The organism is Nocardioides oleivorans, assembly GCF_004137255.1.
In the GTDB taxonomy this organism is placed as follows: domain Bacteria; phylum Actinomycetota; class Actinomycetes; order Propionibacteriales; family Nocardioidaceae; genus Nocardioides; species Nocardioides oleivorans.
In genome coordinates this window covers 813,244-830,380 of sequence record NZ_SDWT01000001.1, presented here as the reverse complement: position 1 = coordinate 830,380, position 17,137 = coordinate 813,244, and the positions used below count along the sequence as shown (strand labels likewise).

Annotated in this window: 18 protein-coding genes; 13 read left to right on the top strand and 5 right to left on the bottom strand. The window is 72.2% G+C overall.

Annotated features, from left to right (window positions below):
- The first annotated feature begins 33 nt into the window (after nt 1-33).
- From EUA93_RS03990 to EUA93_RS03975, 4 genes are all read left to right on the top strand, one after another.
- The gene (locus tag EUA93_RS03990; RefSeq protein WP_090969018.1) at nt 34-240 is read left to right on the top strand and encodes a helix-turn-helix domain-containing protein; all 207 of its coding nucleotides are present in this window, start codon (nt 34-36) and stop codon (nt 238-240) included.
- A gap of 128 nt (nt 241-368) precedes the next feature.
- Nucleotides 369-470: a 30S ribosomal protein bS22 gene (locus EUA93_RS03985; protein WP_008356322.1), complete on the top strand. Its 102-nt coding sequence runs from the start codon at nt 369-371 to the stop codon at nt 468-470.
- A gap of 12 nt (nt 471-482) precedes the next feature.
- A complete protein-coding gene (locus EUA93_RS03980; RefSeq protein ID WP_129398921.1) occupies nt 483-1,460 on the top strand; it encodes an SDR family oxidoreductase in 978 nt (325 codons plus the stop codon).
- Nucleotides 1,453-2,628: a 1-acyl-sn-glycerol-3-phosphate acyltransferase gene (locus tag EUA93_RS03975; protein ID WP_129398919.1), complete on the top strand. Its 1,176-nt coding sequence runs from the start codon at nt 1,453-1,455 to the stop codon at nt 2,626-2,628. Before EUA93_RS03980 ends, EUA93_RS03975 begins: the two co-directional genes overlap by 8 nt.
- Before the next feature lie 23 nt (nt 2,629-2,651).
- Here the strand turns inward: EUA93_RS03975 and EUA93_RS03970 are convergent, their stop codons facing one another.
- The 3 genes from EUA93_RS03970 to EUA93_RS03960 all read right to left on the bottom strand — a co-directional run bounded on the left by EUA93_RS03970 (nt 2,652) and on the right by EUA93_RS03960 (nt 5,780).
- Nucleotides 2,652-3,926: a DUF5667 domain-containing protein gene (locus tag EUA93_RS03970; protein ID WP_129398917.1), complete on the bottom strand. Its 1,275-nt coding sequence runs from the start codon at nt 3,924-3,926 to the stop codon at nt 2,652-2,654.
- Between the two features lie 106 nt (nt 3,927-4,032).
- Nucleotides 4,033-4,797, bottom strand: a complete 765-nt coding sequence (locus tag EUA93_RS03965) for a sigma-70 family RNA polymerase sigma factor (protein ID WP_129398915.1) — start codon at nt 4,795-4,797, stop codon at nt 4,033-4,035.
- Nucleotides 4,798-4,892: 95 nt separating this feature from the next.
- Nucleotides 4,893-5,780, bottom strand: a complete 888-nt coding sequence (locus EUA93_RS03960; protein WP_242497229.1) for an HAD family hydrolase — start codon at nt 5,778-5,780, stop codon at nt 4,893-4,895.
- A gap of 31 nt (nt 5,781-5,811) precedes the next feature.
- Here EUA93_RS03960 and EUA93_RS03955 point away from each other — a divergent pair, with 31 nt between their 5' ends.
- The 4 genes from EUA93_RS03955 to EUA93_RS03940 are packed head-to-tail and all read left to right on the top strand — an operon-like array spanning nt 5,812 to nt 8,996.
- Nucleotides 5,812-7,359, top strand: a complete 1,548-nt coding sequence (locus EUA93_RS03955; RefSeq protein ID WP_129398911.1) for a class I adenylate-forming enzyme family protein — start codon at nt 5,812-5,814, stop codon at nt 7,357-7,359.
- Entirely contained in the window at nt 7,356-7,595 is a 240-nt protein-coding gene (locus tag EUA93_RS03950) for a glutaredoxin family protein (RefSeq protein WP_129398909.1), read from the top strand. Before EUA93_RS03955 ends, EUA93_RS03950 begins: the two co-directional genes overlap by 4 nt.
- Before the next feature lie 18 nt (nt 7,596-7,613).
- Entirely contained in the window at nt 7,614-8,576 is a 963-nt protein-coding gene (locus EUA93_RS03945) for an MsnO8 family LLM class oxidoreductase (protein WP_165355046.1), read from the top strand.
- Nucleotides 8,577-8,606: 30 nt separating this feature from the next.
- A complete protein-coding gene (locus EUA93_RS03940; protein WP_129398905.1) occupies nt 8,607-8,996 on the top strand; it encodes an NUDIX domain-containing protein in 390 nt (129 codons plus the stop codon).
- Nucleotides 8,997-9,002: 6 nt separating this feature from the next.
- Here EUA93_RS03940 and EUA93_RS03935 read toward each other — a convergent pair whose 3' ends face one another.
- Together EUA93_RS03935 and EUA93_RS03930 are read right to left on the bottom strand one after the other, a co-directional pair.
- The gene (locus EUA93_RS03935) at nt 9,003-9,236 is read right to left on the bottom strand and encodes a hypothetical protein (protein ID WP_129398903.1); all 234 of its coding nucleotides are present in this window, start codon (nt 9,234-9,236) and stop codon (nt 9,003-9,005) included.
- A gap of 347 nt (nt 9,237-9,583) precedes the next feature.
- Nucleotides 9,584-10,978: an HNH endonuclease signature motif containing protein gene (locus EUA93_RS03930; protein WP_129398901.1), complete on the bottom strand. Its 1,395-nt coding sequence runs from the start codon at nt 10,976-10,978 to the stop codon at nt 9,584-9,586.
- 451 nt (nt 10,979-11,429) lie between these two features.
- Here EUA93_RS03930 and EUA93_RS03925 point away from each other — a divergent pair, with 451 nt between their 5' ends.
- From EUA93_RS03925 to hemB, 5 genes are read left to right on the top strand one after another with little or no spacing between them, the layout of a single operon-like run.
- Complete coding sequence (locus tag EUA93_RS03925) at nt 11,430-12,104, top strand: redox-sensing transcriptional repressor Rex (protein WP_129398899.1); 675 nt, start codon at nt 11,430-11,432, stop codon at nt 12,102-12,104.
- Nucleotides 12,101-13,387, top strand: a complete 1,287-nt coding sequence (locus EUA93_RS03920) for a glutamyl-tRNA reductase (RefSeq protein ID WP_129398897.1) — start codon at nt 12,101-12,103, stop codon at nt 13,385-13,387. Before EUA93_RS03925 ends, EUA93_RS03920 begins: the two co-directional genes overlap by 4 nt.
- The gene (hemC, locus tag EUA93_RS03915) at nt 13,384-14,367 is read left to right on the top strand and encodes a hydroxymethylbilane synthase (RefSeq protein WP_242497228.1); all 984 of its coding nucleotides are present in this window, start codon (nt 13,384-13,386) and stop codon (nt 14,365-14,367) included. Before EUA93_RS03920 ends, hemC begins: the two co-directional genes overlap by 4 nt.
- A complete protein-coding gene (locus EUA93_RS03910) occupies nt 14,364-16,013 on the top strand; it encodes a bifunctional uroporphyrinogen-III C-methyltransferase/uroporphyrinogen-III synthase (protein ID WP_129398895.1) in 1,650 nt (549 codons plus the stop codon). Before hemC ends, EUA93_RS03910 begins: the two co-directional genes overlap by 4 nt.
- Nucleotides 16,014-16,040: 27 nt before the next feature.
- A complete protein-coding gene (gene hemB / locus EUA93_RS03905) occupies nt 16,041-17,036 on the top strand; it encodes a porphobilinogen synthase (RefSeq protein WP_275937855.1) in 996 nt (331 codons plus the stop codon).
- Nucleotides 17,037-17,137: the final 101 nt, after the last annotated feature.

Sequence of the window (17,137 nt, the reverse complement as noted above, 5' to 3'; positions counted from 1 at the left end):
GCCGTCGCCGCGCAGAAGGATCGGTGCACACCCATGGCTGAGAACATCCCTGGCGACATGTCCGAGGCGCAGTTCCTGACCATTGCCGAGGTCGCGGCGAAGATGCGCGTCTCGAAGATGACGGTCTACCGGCTGGTCCACGGCGGCGAGCTGCCCGCGGTCCGGGTCGGCCGTTCGTTCCGGGTCACCGAGGACGACGTCAACGAGTACCTGCGCAAGAGCTTCTACAACGCCGGCTGACCACGCCCGACCTGGTCCGGGGCCGGCTGGTCCGAGCCCGCGGAGAGACGATTGAGCGGTCCACACGCCCGGCAAGTAGGGTGTGCGGGTCCGGCCGACGAGCGTCGGCCGAAAGGAAAGGTCTCACCGTGGGTTCTGTCATCAAGAAGCGGCGCAAGCGCATGGCCAAGAAGAAGCACCGCAAGCTGCTCAAGAAGACGCGCGTCCAGCGCCGCAAGCTCGGCAAGTAACACCCCTCGCCCATGGGACGGGTCGTGCTGGTCACCGGGATCTCCCGGGACATAGGGCGACGATTCGCGCGCGCCGCGGCCGGCGACCCGTCCATCGAGCGAGTGATCGGGGTGGACGTCGTCCCCCCGCGCGGTGACATCGGGGACGTCTCCTTCGTCCGCGCCGACATCCGCAACCCCGTGATCGCCAAGGTCCTCGCCAAGGAGGACGTCGACACCGTCGTCCACATGAGCGTGATCGCCACACCGGGCTCGGCCGGCGGGCGCGGGACGATGAAGGAGCTCAACGTCATCGGCTCCATGCAGCTCCTCGCTGCGTGCCAGAAGTCGACGACGGTGAAGCACCTCGTCGTGAAGTCGACGACCACGGTCTACGGCTCGAGCCCGCGCGACCCCGCGATGTTCACCGAGGACATGGGACCCAAGCGCCTGCCCTCCTCGGGCTACGCCAAGGACGTCTTCGAGATCGAGGGCTACGTCCGTGGCTTCGCGCGCCGCCGCCCCGACGTGGGCGTGACGATGATCCGCGCCGCCAACGTGGTCGGCCCCCACGTGTCGAGCCCCCTGACCGACTACTTCCGGCTCCCGGTCATCCCGCGGGTGCTGGGCTTCGACCCGCGCCTGCAGTTCCTCCACGAGGACGACCTCCTCCGCGTCCTGCGCCACTCCGTGCTCACCGGCATCCCCGGCACGTTCAACGTCGCCGGAGACGGGATGGTCACCCTGTCCCAGGCCGTACGCCGCCTCGGCACGCCCGCGGTCTCGATGCCGCGCTTCGCCGTCGGCCGCCTCGGCGCGACCATGCGCCAGGCCCGCCTGTCGGACTTCTCGCCCGAGCAGCTGGGGTTCCTGACCTACGGTCGGGGTGTGGACACGACCCGGATGCGCACCGTGCTCGGCTTCGAGCCGTCGTACACCTCCGCGGAGGCGTTCGCCGACTTCTGCCGCGAGCTGCGGCCGGCCGAGATGGAGGGGGCCGGACGTGGTTGAGGAGGCTCGCGACGGCACCGCGCCCGACGCCGTCGTCATCCCGATCGGCACGGGAGGCCGCCCGGGCCGCGGCTCCGGGAGCGCCCGCCCGTCGTCGGCCGCGCGCAACCTCGCACCGTCCGCCCGCAAGGCGTCGTCGGCCGGCAAGCCCGGTCCTCGCAAGCCCCCGGCGCCCCGGCGGGCCCCGAAGCAGGCGCCCGAGGCCGTCGGGCCGATCCCGGCCCCGGCCCCGCGCGTCGAGCGGATCTCCGAACGGACCTCGACCCCGGCCGGCGGGATCCCCGTCGGCGACTGGCTGGCGGCGGTCCAGGGCGCGGCGCACGAGGTCTTCGGTGCCGACTGGGAGCGTCGACTCGCCGAGCTGATGGCCTTCACGCGGCGCCGGCTCGAGGGCGACTACGAGGTCGACGACTACGGCTTCGACCGCGAGCTCACTGAGCGGTTCTTCATGGCCGCGCTCCGCCCGGTCGCGGAGAAGTGGTTCCGCCTCGAGGTGCGCGGCCTCGACAACATCCCCGCCGAGGGCGGGGCCCTGGTGGTGTCCAACCACTCCGGCACGGTGCCGCTCGACGGCCTGATGACCATGCTGACGGTGCACGACCACACCGGCCGCTTCCTGCGTCCGCTCGGCGCGGACCTCGTCTTCAAGATGCCCCTGATCAGCTCGCTCGCCCGCAAGGGCGGCGCCACGCTCGCCTGCGTCGAGGACGCCGAGCGGATGCTCGCCGGGGGCAACCTCGTCGGGGTGTGGCCCGAGGGCTTCAAGGGGATCGGCAAGCCGTTCAGCGAGCGCTACAAGCTGCAGCGCTTCGGCCGCGGTGGCTTCGTGTCCGCGGCGCTGCGCACCGGCGTACCCATCATCCCGCTCTCCGTGGTGGGCGCCGAGGAGATCTACCCGCTCGTCGGCAACGTGCCGTCGCTGGCGCGGCTGCTCGGGGTGCCCTACATCCCGATCACGCCGTTCTTCCCCTGGCTGGGCCCGCTCGGCATGGTGCCGCTCCCCTCGAAGTGGATCCTCGAGTTCGGCGAGCCGATCCGCACCGACGCCTACGACGCCGCGGAGGCGGAGGACCCGATGCTGGTCTTCAACGTCACCGACCAGGTGCGCGAGACGATCCAGCACACGCTGTTCGACCTGCTCCGCGACCGCGACGGGGTCTTCGGCTAGCAGGCTGGGGCCGGGTCACCCGGTCAGGGCAGGAGCCCGCCGGTGGCGTTGCCGAGCAGGCCGCCGGTCAGACCGTTGACGGTGCCGGTCACGTCACCGATCAGGCCACCGGTCGCGTTGTTGAGCCCACCGGTCAGGCCGCCGAGCGCGCCACCGGTCAGCCCGTCGACGGTGTTGGTCAGGTTGCCGGTGGTGTTGGTGACGGTCTCCGTCACGGTGCCGACCGGGTCGGGCTTGTCGGTGCGCGTCGGCTCCGACGTCGGCGTCGGCGTCTGCGTCGGCGTCTGCGTCGGGTTGGTGGTCGGCAGGGTCGTCGGCAGCTGGGTGGGCAGGCCCGTCGGCAGCGTCGTCGGCAGGGTGCTCGGGTCGATCGAACCCGGGGTCTGGAGCAGCTCGGGGACCTTGATGCCCTTGACGTCCTGGCCGGAGATCGGAGCGCCCTCGAGCGTGAGGTCGTCGACGTCGAGGCCCTGGAGCAGGTCCGGGACGGACGCGCCGCTCAGCAGGATCTCCGGCACCGAGACGATGCCTGCCTGGCATGCCGTGCAGGCGAAGCCGATCTCGTAGTCGAGGTCGAGGAGCGTGCGTCCAGCGGCCAGGAACTGCTCCTCGGCCTCGGCCGGGACCTGGTCCTGGAGCGAGTCGAGCCGGTCGAGGCTGGTGGCCGTGAAGTCGCGTGCCGCCTGGACGTCCTGCTCGGAGCCGCCGGAGGAGTACGACGCCAGCACGCTGCGCACGCCGTCGCCGGACTGCTCGGTGAAGGCCTCGAGCGTGGCCGGGACGAGGCGCTCGTTGCCGCCCTCGGAGGTGAGCTCCTCGAGCTCGGCGAGCCGGGTCTCGGCCTGGGCCAGCTGGAGGCGGCCGCGCGCCGCCTCGTCGGGAGCCAGGCGGACCTGGGCGGACTCGATCCCGCGCTTGACCTGGTAGAGCGACTCACCGGGCAGCGAGGACTGGGCGGCGACCGCCATGGTGGCGGTGGCGCCGACGAGCGCGACGCCACCGAGGAGGGTGGCGGCCCTGCGCTGGCGCCTGCGGTCGCCGGTCGGCATCGCGAGTCGCGACGGGACCTCGGGCTGCGCCACCAGGACGGTGTCGGCCTCGGCCATCAGGCGCTCGCGGAGGGAGGCGCTGAACTCCGCCCTGGGCGCGGCCGCGGGGAGCGCACGGAGGTCGGCGACGACCTCGAGGAGCTCGGCGAACCGAGCTGCGTCGCGCTCGGTCAGCGGCGCGTCACGGTCTGGGGAGAGGAGTCCCTCGAACTCGTCGGCCCGGCGTCGTGCCGAGAAGGCGGGTGTCATCGTGCTGGTCCTGTCTCGATGCTGGCGGATCCTCCCAGACAGGGGAACGAGCAAGGAGCGCTGGTGGTTACGGGTGCGGCCGCGGTGGCGGGTGTGAGGTGCGCCATCAGTCCCTCATCCCCTCGGGCATCAGCTTCGCCAGGTTGCGCACGCCGCGGAGCTGGAGCTGCTTGACGGCGCCGTCGGAGCGGCCGAGGGCGCGAGCGGTCTCGGAGATCGACAGGCCCTGAAGGAAGCGCATGATCAGGCACTCGCGCTGCTCGGTCGGCAGCTGGGTGAGCGCCTCGAGCAGGACCTCGTTGGTGAGGTCGGCGATCACCGCGTCCTCCGGGCCGTCGGTGGCGTCGTCGTGCGGCGTCATGTCCTCGGTGGTCATCTCGAGGCGGGTGCGCCCGGCCTTGAAGTGGTCCGTGGTGAGGTTGCGCGCGATGGTCATCAGCCACGCGCCGAAGTCCTTGCCCTGCCACCGGAAGTTGTTCATGCTCCGCAGCGCCCGGAAGAACGTGTCGGCGGTCAGGTCCTCGGCCAGCGACTGCGAGCGGGTGCGGTAGTAGAGGAAGCGGTAGACCGACGGCTGGTAGTGGTCGTAGAGGAGGCCGAACGCCTCCTTGTCCCCGGTGCGGGCCAGCTCGACGAGCGCGATCAGGCGCTCGCGCTCGGCCTCGTCGACCTCCGAGGACGCGGCGTGGTCCTCGTCGCCGAACGGCCCCGGTCCGGTGCCGGCCGCGCCGACGGTCGTGGCCTCGGACATGAGGAACCGGCCCTGGGCGGCGACCAGGGTCGCCGGCTGGGGTGCGAGGGCAGCCAGGACCGCGCGCCGAAGCGCCTCGAGTCCCTCACCGAGCGTGTGCTCGGGTCGCGGCTGTGGCATGCGGTAGCCCCTCCCAGTCACTGCTGCATCCTCCACGATAAGCGCGGGGCGGGGGCCTGTGAACCCGTGAGTAACTATGAGTTACCAAGAATTTCTCAGGGCCGCCTGCCGCGTGCCCTCACGGTCGTACCCGCGGCGACGGCGCCCGAAACGGCCCCGGCGACGGCGGCGGCGACCAGCCCGGCACGCGCGGCCTTGCGACCGGTGCGGTAGTCGCGCACGCGCCAGCCGTTGGCCCGCGCGTGGGCCCGCAGCCTCGCGTCGGGATTGATCGCGCACGGGTCGCCGACCATGGAGAGCATCGGCAGGTCGTTGGCCGAGTCGGAGTACGCCGAGCAGCGGGCGAGGTCGAGGCCCTCGCGGGCGGCGAGCGCCTTGACCGCCTCGGCCTTGGCCGGGCCGTGGAGGAGGTCGCCCACGAGCTGCCCGGTGTAGACGCCGTCGACGTGCTCGGCGACGGTGCCCATCGCCCCGGTGAGCCCGAGCCGGCGCGCGATGATCGCGGCGATCTCGATGGGCGCGGCGGTGACGAGCCAGACGCGCTGTCCCTCGTCGAGGTGCAGCTGGGCCAGTGCGCGAGTGCCGGGCCAGACCCGGTGGGCCATGGACTCGTCGAAGATCTCCTCGCCGAGCTGCTCGAGCTCGGTGGTGGTGTGCCCGGCGATGAAGGAGAGCGCTGAGTTGCGGGCGTCGGCGACGTGCTCGGGGTCCTCGACGCCCACGATCCGGAAGTAGGCCTGCTTCCAGGCCGCCTCTGCGATCTCGCGAGTGGTGAAGAACTTCCGCCGGTGCAGCCCGCGCGCGAAGTGGAAGATGCTCGCGCCCTGCATGAGCGTGTTGTCCACGTCGAAGAACGCAGCGGCAGTCGGGTCGCTCGGCGTGCGGAGCTCGTTCTCGACCTCCGCGGAGGCCGCCGCGGCCTCGCCGGCGAGGGCCGAGCGCTGCTGCAGGTTGAGGCGCCTGGGCCGCTCCGACGGGGTCACGCGCCCACAGTAGCTGTGGAAGTATCTGCCCATGCCGCGCAACGACATCTCCGCGTTCGTGGCCGAAGCGGCCGCCGACGTCCCCGACCGACAGGCCCTCGTGGAGAGCGGCGGACGCACGCTGACGTGGACGGCGCTCGAGGACGAGGTGGGCCGGATCGCCACCGGACTCGGCCTCCTGGGCATCCGCGCCGGGCAGCGCGTGATGATCGTGGTGGGCAACCGGATCGAGTTCGTCGCGAGCTACCTCGGCGTGCTGCGCGCGCAGGTCGTCGCCGTGCCGGTCAACCCCCGCTCGACCGCCGACGAGTTCGCCCGGATGCTCGTCGACTCCGGCACGCGACTCGTCATCGCCGACGAGACGTCGCTCGAGGTCGTGCGCGCAGCACTGGCCTCCCTCGACGTCGACGCGCGCCCGCGGCTGGTCGTCACCGGGGCCGATCCCGCAGAGGGTGAGGTGGCGTACGCCGGCCTCCGCGCGGACGTCGTACGGCCCGTGCCGCCGTTGCCTGACCCCGAGAAGCTGGCCGCCCTCCTCTACACCAGCGGCACCTCCGGCCGCCCGCGCGCGGCGATGCTCAGCCACCGCGCGCTGCTCGCCAACATCGAGCAGGTCGCCGCCGTCGAGCCGCCGATGATGCACGGCGACGACGTCGTGCTCGGCGTGCTGCCGCTCTTCCACGTCTACGGCCTCAACGCGGTCCTCGGCGGGGTGCTGCGCCACCGTGCGCGACTGCTGCTGGTGGAGCAGTACGACCCGCAGGCCGTGCTCGACCTGATCGACGACGAGGCGTGCAGCGTCGTGCCCATCGCGCCGGTGGTCTTCGGCCACTGGCTGCCCGACGAGCACCTCAAGGAGCGGCTCGGCCCGGTGCGCCTCGTGCTGTCGGGCTCGGCGCCGCTGGAGCCGGAGGTGATCGAGCGGTTCACCGCGATCACCGACATCCCCGTGCACCAGGGCTACGGCCTGACCGAGGCGTCGCCGGTCGTCACCAGCACCCTGTGCAGCCGCGACAACCGGCCCGGGTCGGTCGGCGCGGCGCTGCCCGGCATCGAGCTGCGGCTCGTCGACGAGACCTGGGGCCAGGTCGAGGGGGAGGACCCCGGGCAGATCCAGGTGCGCGGCGCGAACCTCTTCAGCGGCTACTGGCCCGACGGTGCGGACGGCCCCGACGACGAGGGCTGGTACGCCACCGGCGACGTCGGCTTCCTCGACGCCAGCGGCGACCTCTACCTCGTCGACCGGGTCAAGGAGCTGATCATCGTCAGCGGCTTCAACGTCTACCCCTCCGAGGTGGAGGACGTCGTCCGCGAGGTCGACGGGGTCGCCGACGCGGCCGTGATCGGCGTACCCGACGCGGAGACCGGCGAGGCCGTGGTGGCGTACGTCGTCGCGTCCCACTTCCGCGAGCACCTCGAGGAGGCCGTGCGCGCCCACGCGGTCGTCCGGCTGGCGCGCTTCAAGCAGCCCACCCGCATCGAGCTCGTCGACGAGCTGCCGTTCACCGCGACGGGCAAGGTGCAGAAGGGCCGGCTCCGCGGCTACGAGCGGCGTCGTGCGCTGGGGCTGCTGGAGTGACGGCCCGCGTCACGCTCTACTCCCGCCCGGGCTGCCACCTCTGCGACGACGCCCGCGCGGTGATCGCGCGCGTGTGCGCCGACGTCGGCGAGACCTTCGAGGAGGTCGACATCGAGTCCGACGACGGGCTCGAGGACCGGTTCGGCGAGGAGGTCCCGGTGACCTTCGTCGACGGCAAGCAGCACGACTACTGGCGCGTGGACGAGACGCGGCTGCGGAAGGCTCTGGGCGCCTGATGCGTTGAGGGAGGCGTGATGCTCTCCCTGCTGGACCGGTCGCGGACGCGCGTCGACTCCACCGACCCCGCAGCCCTGGAGGCGACGATCGCGCGGGCGGTGCACGCCGAGCAGGTCGGCTACGACCGCTTCTGGGTCGCCGAGCACCATGCGGTGCCCGGGATCGCGTCGGGTGTCCCGGCCGTGCTGCTCGCCGCCATCGGTGCGCGCACGTCACGGATCCGCCTGGGGTCGGGTGGCGTGATGCTGCCGCTCCACCAGCCGCTCGTCGTGGCCGAGCAGTTCCTCGTGCTCGAGGCGCTCCACCCCGGCCGCGTCGACCTCGGCCTGGGCCGCTCGCTGGGCTTCACCCCGCCGGTCCGTCGCGCGCTGCGGCGCGACCACGAGGACGGCGACACGTTCGAGGACGACCTGGTGGAGCTGCGCGCCTACCTCGACGGGACCTCGGACGTGACCGCTCACCCCGCGACCGGTCGTACCGTCCCGATGCACGTGCTCGCCACCGGTCGCGGGCTCGAGGTCGCCGCCCGGCGCGGCCTGCCCGTCGTGGTCGGCGGCCCGATCCTGTCGTCGCCCGACCTGGCGCCTGCGCTCGAGGGCTACCGCCGGGCGTTCGTCCCGCACCTCGAGAGCTCGCCCCGGGTGACGGTGTCGCTCGACGTGCTCGTCGCCGACGACGACGCGACCGCGCGCGAGCTCGCGCTCCCGGAGGCGTGGGCGATGGCCGTCTCGCGGCAGACCGGGGAGTTCCCGCCGCTGGAGCCGATCAAGGCGATCCGCGCGGCGTCGTGGCCCGACCAGGTGCGCCGCCGGGTCGAGGAGTCGCTCTCGCGTGCCGTGGCCGGCAGCCCCTCCTCCGTACGGCGCCAGCTCGAGGAGCTCGCCGACCGGACCGGGGCGGACGAGCTGCTCGCGAGCACGTCGACGTACGACCTCGACGCCCTGCTCGCCTCGGACCGGATGCTGCGCTCGCTGCTCTGAGCTGTCGGACGGCCCTGCTCTACTCAGGACATGGTGGAGGTCGTCGTCGGGGCGCTGGTGAGGGACGGTCGGGTCCTGCTGGTGCACCGGCGGCCCGACAAGCACGCGTTCCCCGACACCTGGGACCTCCCGGGTGGCGTCGTGGAGGCGGGGGAGTCCGAGCTGGATGCGCTCGTCCGCGAGCTCGACGAGGAGCTCGGGGTGTCGATCGATGCGTCGACGGTCTCGGCTCTGTGCGGGGTCGATCTCGGGACCGCGAGCCTCAGCGCCTGGCTCGTGCCCGATTGGGTGGGTGAGCCGCACAACGTCGCTCCCGAGGAGCACGACGACCTCGCCTGGTTCGGGCTGGAGGACCTGCCCCCGCTCGCGCATGGGCGCGTACGTGCCGCGGTGGCCGAGGCGATGCGTGAAGGTCGCTGACGTCGCTCAGTCGCCGCTGACGGCCTTAGAGCACAGGTCCCTGGCCTCGGCCACCAGCCACGGCAGCCACACGCCGTCGATCTCGTCCATGCACGACTCGAGGGTGCTGGTCGAGTTGAACTCCTCGATGTTGCGGTCGAGGTCGGCCGACGCCCACGCGTCGTACTGCTGCACCACGACGGCGTAGGCCGCGAGGAGCACGACGAGGGTGACCGCGGCGCCGACCAGGACCTTCTTCACGGGTCGATCGTCGCAGCACTTCCGAGGCTGGCGCTGGCGACAGAGGTAGCCGAGTTTGCCGGTCGGGGTCGGGGTCGGGGTAGGGGTCGTCCAGGCCCGCGGTCGACGCCAGTACCACGAGGGTTTGACCGCGGCGCCGATCACGGCCTCTTCGGGCGTCCAACCTTGCAACGCGCGTCCTCGCCGGCCGCAGCGCCAGGATTCTCACCGTGCTTCGCTGATCAGCCTCTACGTCGTCGTCACTTTGGCAGCGGAGCTGGAAGGCAGCGCCCATCGCGACCGCCGATGGCTCGGCAGGCATGCCGGTGACCCCGCCGTCGTGGTGTCTGGCGGGGTGTGGGGCGGGGTCATGGTCGCTCGGGCTCAGCTGGCTGAATCGGTCCGGTGCCCGACCTGTCGCGGCGGAAGTGGTGGCCGTGGGGGCTGGTCCACTCGAAGACACCGGGCGCGACCGTGGCGTAGCGCCAGCTGGTGTGGGTCTTGAGCCGGTGGTGGGAGCGGCACAGGGGTGCGAGGTTGTCGGACCGTGTGGGCCCGGGCTGTGGTCTGCCGTCTGCTTCGGCGTGATGGTCGTAGGCGGTGACGTGGTCGATGTCGCAGCCGCGGGCTGGTCGGGTGCAGTGGGGGAACACGCAGGTGCGGTCGCGGAGGATGACTTGTTCGCGGATGCGGTCGGGGATGTCGTAGCCGGGTGCGGTGAGGTTCGCGTTGAGGTCGATGACGGGCTTGATGGTGACCTTGGTCCGGGAGTCGCGGCACCAGGACCGGATCTGGTCGAGGAGGAGGAGCTTGTGCCGGTTCTCCGTCCGTCCGGTCGGACCGAACACCGTCCCCGCATTCGTGAGGGTGCCGTCGAGGTGGGCGTGGAGCACGAGCTCCCGTGCGGCGGGCAGCCCGTCGGCATTTTCCTGCGAGGTGGCGCCTTGGGTGTGGATCAGGTCGAGGGCGGTCTGGGTGCGGGCGAGGTTGCCGAGGGCCTTGGCGCGTCGGACGTCGAGGGTCTCGGTGGACCCGAGGGCCTTCTGGGCGGCGGCGTCGTGGGCCAGGGCGTGGTCCAGGTCGAGGCCGTCGGCGAGGTCGAGCTCGGCTTCGATGTGGAGGGTGCCGGCGTAGTGGACGTCCTGGTCGTGGACGGTCACGTGTCGGGGGTCGACGTGCAGGTAGCCGTCCTCCGGATCAGCGGCCGGATCCGGCTGGGCGAGGTCGAACCGTTTGATGGTCTCCGCGACGAGGCGGTCGAGCTGTGCGGTCCCGACGCGTCCTGCGACGGCGGCGACTTGGTCGTCGACCCATCCAGCCGCTTCACGTGTCAGTGAGGGCACCGCGTGGATGGTGGTCTCGGCCACGAGGCGGGCACGCCAGGCCGGAACGACACTGGACTGCACCTGCGCCCAGAGGCGGGGGAGGCGGTGGCGGAGCTCGAGGGCGTGACCGATGAGCTTCTTGGCCGCAACAGACGAGATCCCGAGCACGGCTCCGAGCTCGGCGACGCAGAACTCCGCCACGAGGGGGCAGCCGTCGCCCGCGATGGGCTCCTCGTGCTCAGAGCCCGGAATCGTGAACGCCGCGGCGAGGTGGATCGACTCGGGTGGGTGGAGGTCGGCCCACCGGGCGGCGACCTCCAGGAGGTCCGCGGCAGCCTGGTCCTCGGCTGCTTTGCGGGATCGAGCGAGCGCGAGCAGGGCCGTGGCGGGGAGGTCATCAACCCCCGCCTCCCGTGCCATCGAAAGTGCTTCGCTCATGTGTTCGATTATAGGTGGAAGGTCTGACAGTGACGACGGTCGGAGATGCGAGGTTCGGTCAAGAGAGGGTCTGGTCTCGTGACGGGCGCGGGGCGCCCTCCTCGACCAACGGTGGAGGGTGGGGAGCCTTGGTTTCGACACGGGCGCGGGGCGCCTTGCTCAACCAGCGGCGATCGGGGCGCCCTGCTCAACCAGCGACCGCGGTCGCCCGTGCTCGACCACCGACCGCGGGGCGCCCTGCTCGACCAGCGGTCAGCGAGGGGCGGGAGAGGGCCGCCGGGGCGACGTCCTCTACGCCCTCGGAGGCCCCGTGTGCAAGTCGGGAGCACCCCGCCACAGGTGGGTCATCTCACATGTGCTAGCCCGACGTCCGCTCGTTTTGTTCTCCCGTTCACAAACTCCTACAGTGACGGAGTCCACGCGAGGTTCGCGGGACTGGAAAGAAGCAGCTGTGACCGCACGGACCCCCGACTCTGCACGGGACATTCCCGAAGCAACTGTCGCCAGGCTTCCCGTGTACCTGCGTGCCCTGACCGGCCTCGCCGAGGGCGGCACGACCACCTGCTCCAGCGAGGAGCTCGCCGCGTCGGCGGGGGTCAACAGCGCCAAGCTGCGCAAGGACCTGTCCTACCTCGGCAGCTACGGCACCCGCGGTGTCGGCTACGACGTGGAGTACCTCCGCTACCAGATCGCCCGCGAGATCGGCGTGACCCAGGACTGGCCCGTGGTCATCGTCGGCATCGGCAACCTCGGGCACGCGCTCGCGAACTACTCCGGGTTCCGCAGCCGCGGCTTCCGGGTGGTCGCGCTGCTCGACGCCGACCCCGATCGCCACACCGACGTCGTCGCCGGCCTCGAGGTCCGCAGCTTCGAGGACCTCGAGACGATCGTCGCCGAGCACGACGTCTCCATCGGCGTGATCGCCACCCCGGCTGTCGCCGCCCAGTCGGTCGCCGACCGGATGGTCGCCTCCGGCATCACCAGCATCCTCAACTTCGCGCCGACCGTCCTGTCGGCGCCCGAGGGGGTCGACGTACGCAAGGTCGACCTGTCGATCGAGCTGCAGATCCTGGCGTACCACGAGCAGCGCAAGGCGGGGGCCATCGAGACGGAGGTCCTGTCATGAGCGTCCTGGTCGTGGGGATCTCCCACAAGTCCGCACCCGTCGGGCTCCTCGAGAAGCTCGCACTCGACCCCGACGGCGCGATCAAGCTGGTCGGTGACGTCGTCGCCGGCGAGCACGTGACCGAGGCGACCGCGATCGTGACCTGCAACCGCCTCGAGGTCTACGCCGAGGTCGACCGCTTCCACGGCAGCGTCGAGGACGTCTCCGGCCTCCTCGTCGCGCGCGCCGAGCAGCCGACCGAGGCGATGCTGCGCCACCTCTACGTGCACTACGACGAGGGCGCGGTCTCGCACCTCTTCCAGGTGGCCGCCGGCCTCGACTCGATGGTCGTCGGCGAGGGCCAGATCCTCGGCCAGACCCGCGACGCGCTGCGGATCGGCCAGGAGCACGGCACCGTCGGCCCGGCCCTCAACACCCTGTTCCAGCAGGCGCTCCGCGTCGGCAAGCGCGCCCACGCCGAGACCGACATCGACCGCGCCGCTCCCTCGCTGGTGAGCACCGCGCTCGAGCGCAGCGCCACGCCCGTCGCCGGTGCGCGCGCCGTCGTCATCGGTGCCGGGGCGATGGCCTCGCTCGCCGTCGCCCACCTCTCGCGCGGTGGCGCCGCCAGCATCTCCGTCCTCAACCGCACCGCGGCCCGCGCCGAGCGCCTCGCCCACGAGTACGGTGCCACGTCGCTGCCGCTGGAGCGCCTCGTCGACGAGCTCGCCACCGCCGACATCGTCGTGTCGTGCACGGGCGCGCCCGAGCCCCTGGTCCGGCTGGCCGACGTGGTCACCGCCCGCGGCGGCAGCGACCGTCCGGTGACGGTCATCGACCTCGCCCTGCCGCACGACGTCGACCCCAAGCTCGCCGAGCTGCCCGGCGTCGAGCTGATCAACCTCACCGGCCTCGCCGATGCGCTACGCGGCCTCGAGGCGACCGCCGGCGTCGACGACGTACGCACCATCGTCGGCCAGGAGATCGCCGCCTTCCTGGCCGTACGACGCCAGGCGAGCGTCACCCCGACCGTCGTCGCGCTGCGCTCGATGGCCACCGCCGTGGTCGACGCCGAGATGGAGCGGCTCGCCGCCCGCATGCCCGACCTGGACGAGGCCACCCGCGCCGAGGTGCTGCACACCGTGCGCCGCGTGGCCGACAAGCTGCTCCACGAGCCGACCGTCCGGGTCAAGGAGCTCGCCGACGCCGAGCCGGCCGTCTCCTACACCGCAGCGCTCGCCGAGCTGTTCCGCCTCGACCCGCAGGCCGTGGACCGCGTGACCCGGGCGGAGGGCAAGTCGTGACCCAGACACCTGCTCAGACACCTGCCCAGGCCCCGATCCGCCTCGGCACCCGTGCCTCCGCCCTCGCCACCACCCAGTCCGGCCACGTCGCCGACCTGATCCGCGAGCGCCTCGGCCGCGAGGTCGAGCTCGTCGAGGTCGCGACCGAGGGCGACGTCAGCAGCGCCCCGCTCGCCACCATGGGCGGCACCGGCGTCTTCGTCAGCGCGCTCCGCGACGCCCTGCTCGCGGGTCGCGTCGACGTCGCCGTCCACTCCCTCAAGGACCTCCCGACCGCACCCGCCGACGGCATCGCGCTCGCCGCGGTCCCGCCCCGCGAGGACCCGCGCGACGTCGTCGTGGCCCGCGACGGCCTCACCCTCGGCGAGCTGCCGGTCGGCAGCCGCCTCGGCACCGGGTCGCCGCGTCGCGTCAGCCAGCTCGCGGCGCTCGGCCTCGGCCTGGAGCTCGAGGGCATCCGCGGCAACGTCGACACCCGGATCCGCAAGGTCCGCGAGGGGCAGTACGACGCCGTGGTGCTCGCTCGTGCCGGGCTCGCGCGACTGGGCCGCCTCGACGAGGTCACCGAGGTGCTCGACCCGCTCCAGATGCTTCCCGCGCCCGGCCAGGGTGCCCTCGCGATCGAGTGCCGCAGCGACGACGAGCTCGTCACCGCGCTGGCGCAGCTCGACGACCCCTCGACCCGCGCCGCGGTCACCGCCGAGCGCGCGGTGCTGTCCACCCTCGAGGCCGGTTGCTCGGCCCCGCTGGGTGCGCTCGCCGACGTCGTCGAGGGCGACGACGGGGAGGAGCTCTGGCTGCGTGCGATCGCCCTCTCGGAGGACGGAGGACTGTCGGTGCGGATGAGCGCCAGCGGCCCCGTCGACGACGCCGCCGGACTCGGACAACGCCTCGCGAGCGAGATGCTCGCCGAGGGAGCAGCAGACCTGATGACGGCACCAAGTGAACAGGGACCACCAGTGAGGAACCAGCACGCATGACGCGAGTACAGACCCCGCAGGAGACCACCCCCGCCAACCCGGGCTGGGTGTCGTTCGTCGGCGCCGGTCCCGGTGACCCGGGCCTGCTGACGGTGCGAGCCGTGGAGCTCATCAAGACCGCCGACGTGATCGTGACCGAGGCGCCCGAGCACGTCGACCTCGTCCGGCAGCTCCTCGGGCTCGTCGAGGGCCCCGAGGGCGGCTTCGAGGGTGGCCCGGAGATCGTCGACGGCGGCTTCGGCGAGGACGGCCAGCCGCTGACCCACGCGGCGCGCGGCAAGGTCGTCGTACGCCACGGCAAGAAGCAGCGCGTGGTCCGCCTGATGACCGGCGACCCGTTCCTCTACGCCTCCGGCCCCGAGGAGGCGCAGGCCTGCGCCAAGGCCGGCGTCGGCTTCGACGTCGTGCCCGGTGTCTCCTCGGTGAGCGCGGTCCCGGCCTACGCCGGCATCCCGCTGACCACCAAGCGCCACAAGGAGATGGCCGTCGTCACCTGCGGCGACAAGGTCGACTGGAGCGCGTACGCCGACGACCGCACGCTCGTCCTGCTCTCCGGCGTCGGCAGCATCGGCGAGACCGCCGCCGCCCTCGTCGAGGCCGGCCGCTCCGCCGAGACGCCCGTCGCGGTGACCCGCGTCGGCACCACGACCGAGCAGCAGACCCTCATCTCGACCCTCGCGAACGTCGCCGGCGACATCCGGTCCGCGCGCATCGCACCGCCGGCGATCATCGTCGTCGGCGACGTGGTCGACCTGCGCCAGACCCTGTCGTGGTTCGAGACCAAGCCGCTCTTCGGCTGGCGCGCACTGGTGCCCCGCACCAAGGAGCAGGCCGGCTCGCTGTCGCGTCGCCTGCGCGAGTACGGCGCCGTGCCCGAGGAGGTGCCGACGATCTCCGTCGAGCCGCCGCGCAACCCGCTCCAGATGGACAAGGCCGTCCGCGGCCTCGTCGAGGGCCGCTACGAGTGGATCGCCTTCACCTCGGTCAACGCGGTCAAGGCGGTGCGCGAGAAGTTCGAGGAGTACGGCCTCGACGCGCGTGCCTTCTCCGGCCTCAAGATCGCCGCGGTCGGCGACAAGACCGCCCAGGCGATCGCCGACTGGGGCCTGCGTGCCGACCTGGTGCCGTCCGGCGAGCAGTCCGCCGCCGGCCTCCTCGAGGACTGGCCGCCCTTCGACGACGTGCTCGACCCGATCAACCGGGTCTTCCTGCCGCGCGCCGACATCGCCACGGAGAACCTCGTCGCCGGCCTGATCGACCTCGGTTGGGAGTGTGACGACGTCACCGCCTACCGCACCGTGCGGGCCACCCCGCCGCCGGCGCCGGTGCGCGACGCGATCAAGACCGGCAAGTTCGACGCCGTCGTCTTCACCTCGTCCTCGACCGTGCGCAACCTCGTCGGCATCGCCGGCAAGCCGCACCCGTCGACGATCATCGCGGTCATCGGCCCCGCCACGGCCAAGACGGCGGAGGAGCACGGCCTGCGGGTCGACGTGCTCGCACCGTCGCCCGACGTGGAGGTCCTCGTCGACGCGCTGGCCGACTTCGGCTCCTCGCGCCGCCTCGCGATGCTGGAGGCCGGCGAGCCGGTCACCCGCCCCAGCGAGCGCACTGCGTCCGGTCGCCGCAAGGCCCGCGCGAAGTAGTCACCACCGACGCGAGAGGATGAGCGGGTGACCGAGGAGATCGACATCCAGGCCCCGCTCATCCGACCGCGGCGGCTGCGCCGCACCCCGGCGCTGCGCCGGATGGTCGCCGAGACCCACGTGCTGCCGAGCCAGCTGGTGCTGCCGGTCTTCGTGCGCGAGGGCATCGACGAGCCGCGGCCGATCTCCACGATGCCCGGTGTCGTCCAGCACTCGCGCGACTCGCTCAAGGCAGCGGTCTCCGAGGCGGCCGAGCTCGGCCTCGGCGGCGTGATGCTCTTCGGCATCCCCGAGCACAAGGACGCCACCGGCTCCGGCGGCATCGACCCCGGCGGCGTGCTCAACCTCGCGATCACCGACGTCGTCGCGGAGGTCGGCGACCAGCTCACGGTCATGTCGGACCTGTGCCTCGACGAGTTCACCGACCACGGCCACTGCGGCGTGCTCACGCCCGACGGCGAGGTCGACAACGACCAGACGCTGGCGGCGTACGCCGAGATGGCGCTCGCCCAGGCCGCCGCGGGCGTGGACATGGTCGGCCCGAGCGGGATGATGGACGGCCAGGTCGCCGTCGTGCGCCAGGCGCTCGACGCGGCCGGGCACAGCCACGTCTCGATCATCGCCTACTCCGCGAAGTACGCCTCGGCCTTCTTCGGCCCCTTCCGCGAGGCCGTCGACTCGTCACTGACCGGCGACCGCAAGACCTACCAGCAGGACCCGGCCAACGGCATCGAGGGCGTCCGCGAGGCGCTCCTCGACGTGGAGGAGGGCGCCGACATCGTGATGGTGAAGCCGGCGCTGGCCTACCTCGACGTGATCCGCCGGGTCCGCGACGCCGTCGACATCCCGGTCGCGGCCTACAACATCTCCGGCGAGTACGCCATGGTCGAGGCCGCCGCCGCCAACGGCTGGATCGACCGCGAGGCCGCCATCGTGGAGACCCTCACCTCGATCCGCCGCGCCGGCGCCGACGTGATCCTGACCTACTGGGCCGCGGAGGCCGCGAGCCTGTTCCGCCGCTGAGCCTGGGCTCCGGTCGCACTCGCCGTCCGCCTGAGCGGTGTGTGAGCCACATTGCTGCGCTGCGGAATGTGGCTCACACACCGCCTGCGGGAGTGTCGTAC

What these genes read in the sequence shown, in the direction of transcription:
- EUA93_RS03930 (WP_129398901.1), bottom strand. Translation starts at nt 10,978, where the DNA reads ATGAGCGAAGCACTTTCGATGGCACGGGAGGCGGGGGTTGATGACCTC.
- EUA93_RS03965 (WP_129398915.1), bottom strand. Translation starts at nt 4,797, where the DNA reads ATGCCACAGCCGCGACCCGAGCACACGCTCGGTGAGGGACTCGAGGCG.
- EUA93_RS03945 (WP_165355046.1), top strand. Translation starts at nt 7,614, where the DNA reads ATGCTCTCCCTGCTGGACCGGTCGCGGACGCGCGTCGACTCCACCGAC.
- EUA93_RS03940 (WP_129398905.1), top strand. Translation starts at nt 8,607, where the DNA reads ATGGTGGAGGTCGTCGTCGGGGCGCTGGTGAGGGACGGTCGGGTCCTG.
- EUA93_RS03955 (WP_129398911.1), top strand. Translation starts at nt 5,812, where the DNA reads ATGCCGCGCAACGACATCTCCGCGTTCGTGGCCGAAGCGGCCGCCGAC.
- EUA93_RS03970 (WP_129398917.1), bottom strand. Translation starts at nt 3,926, where the DNA reads ATGACACCCGCCTTCTCGGCACGACGCCGGGCCGACGAGTTCGAGGGA.
- EUA93_RS03990 (WP_090969018.1), top strand. Translation starts at nt 34, where the DNA reads ATGGCTGAGAACATCCCTGGCGACATGTCCGAGGCGCAGTTCCTGACC.
- EUA93_RS03910 (WP_129398895.1), top strand. Translation starts at nt 14,364, where the DNA reads ATGACGCGAGTACAGACCCCGCAGGAGACCACCCCCGCCAACCCGGGC.
- EUA93_RS03920 (WP_129398897.1), top strand. Translation starts at nt 12,101, where the DNA reads ATGAGCGTCCTGGTCGTGGGGATCTCCCACAAGTCCGCACCCGTCGGG.
- EUA93_RS03980 (WP_129398921.1), top strand. Translation starts at nt 483, where the DNA reads ATGGGACGGGTCGTGCTGGTCACCGGGATCTCCCGGGACATAGGGCGA.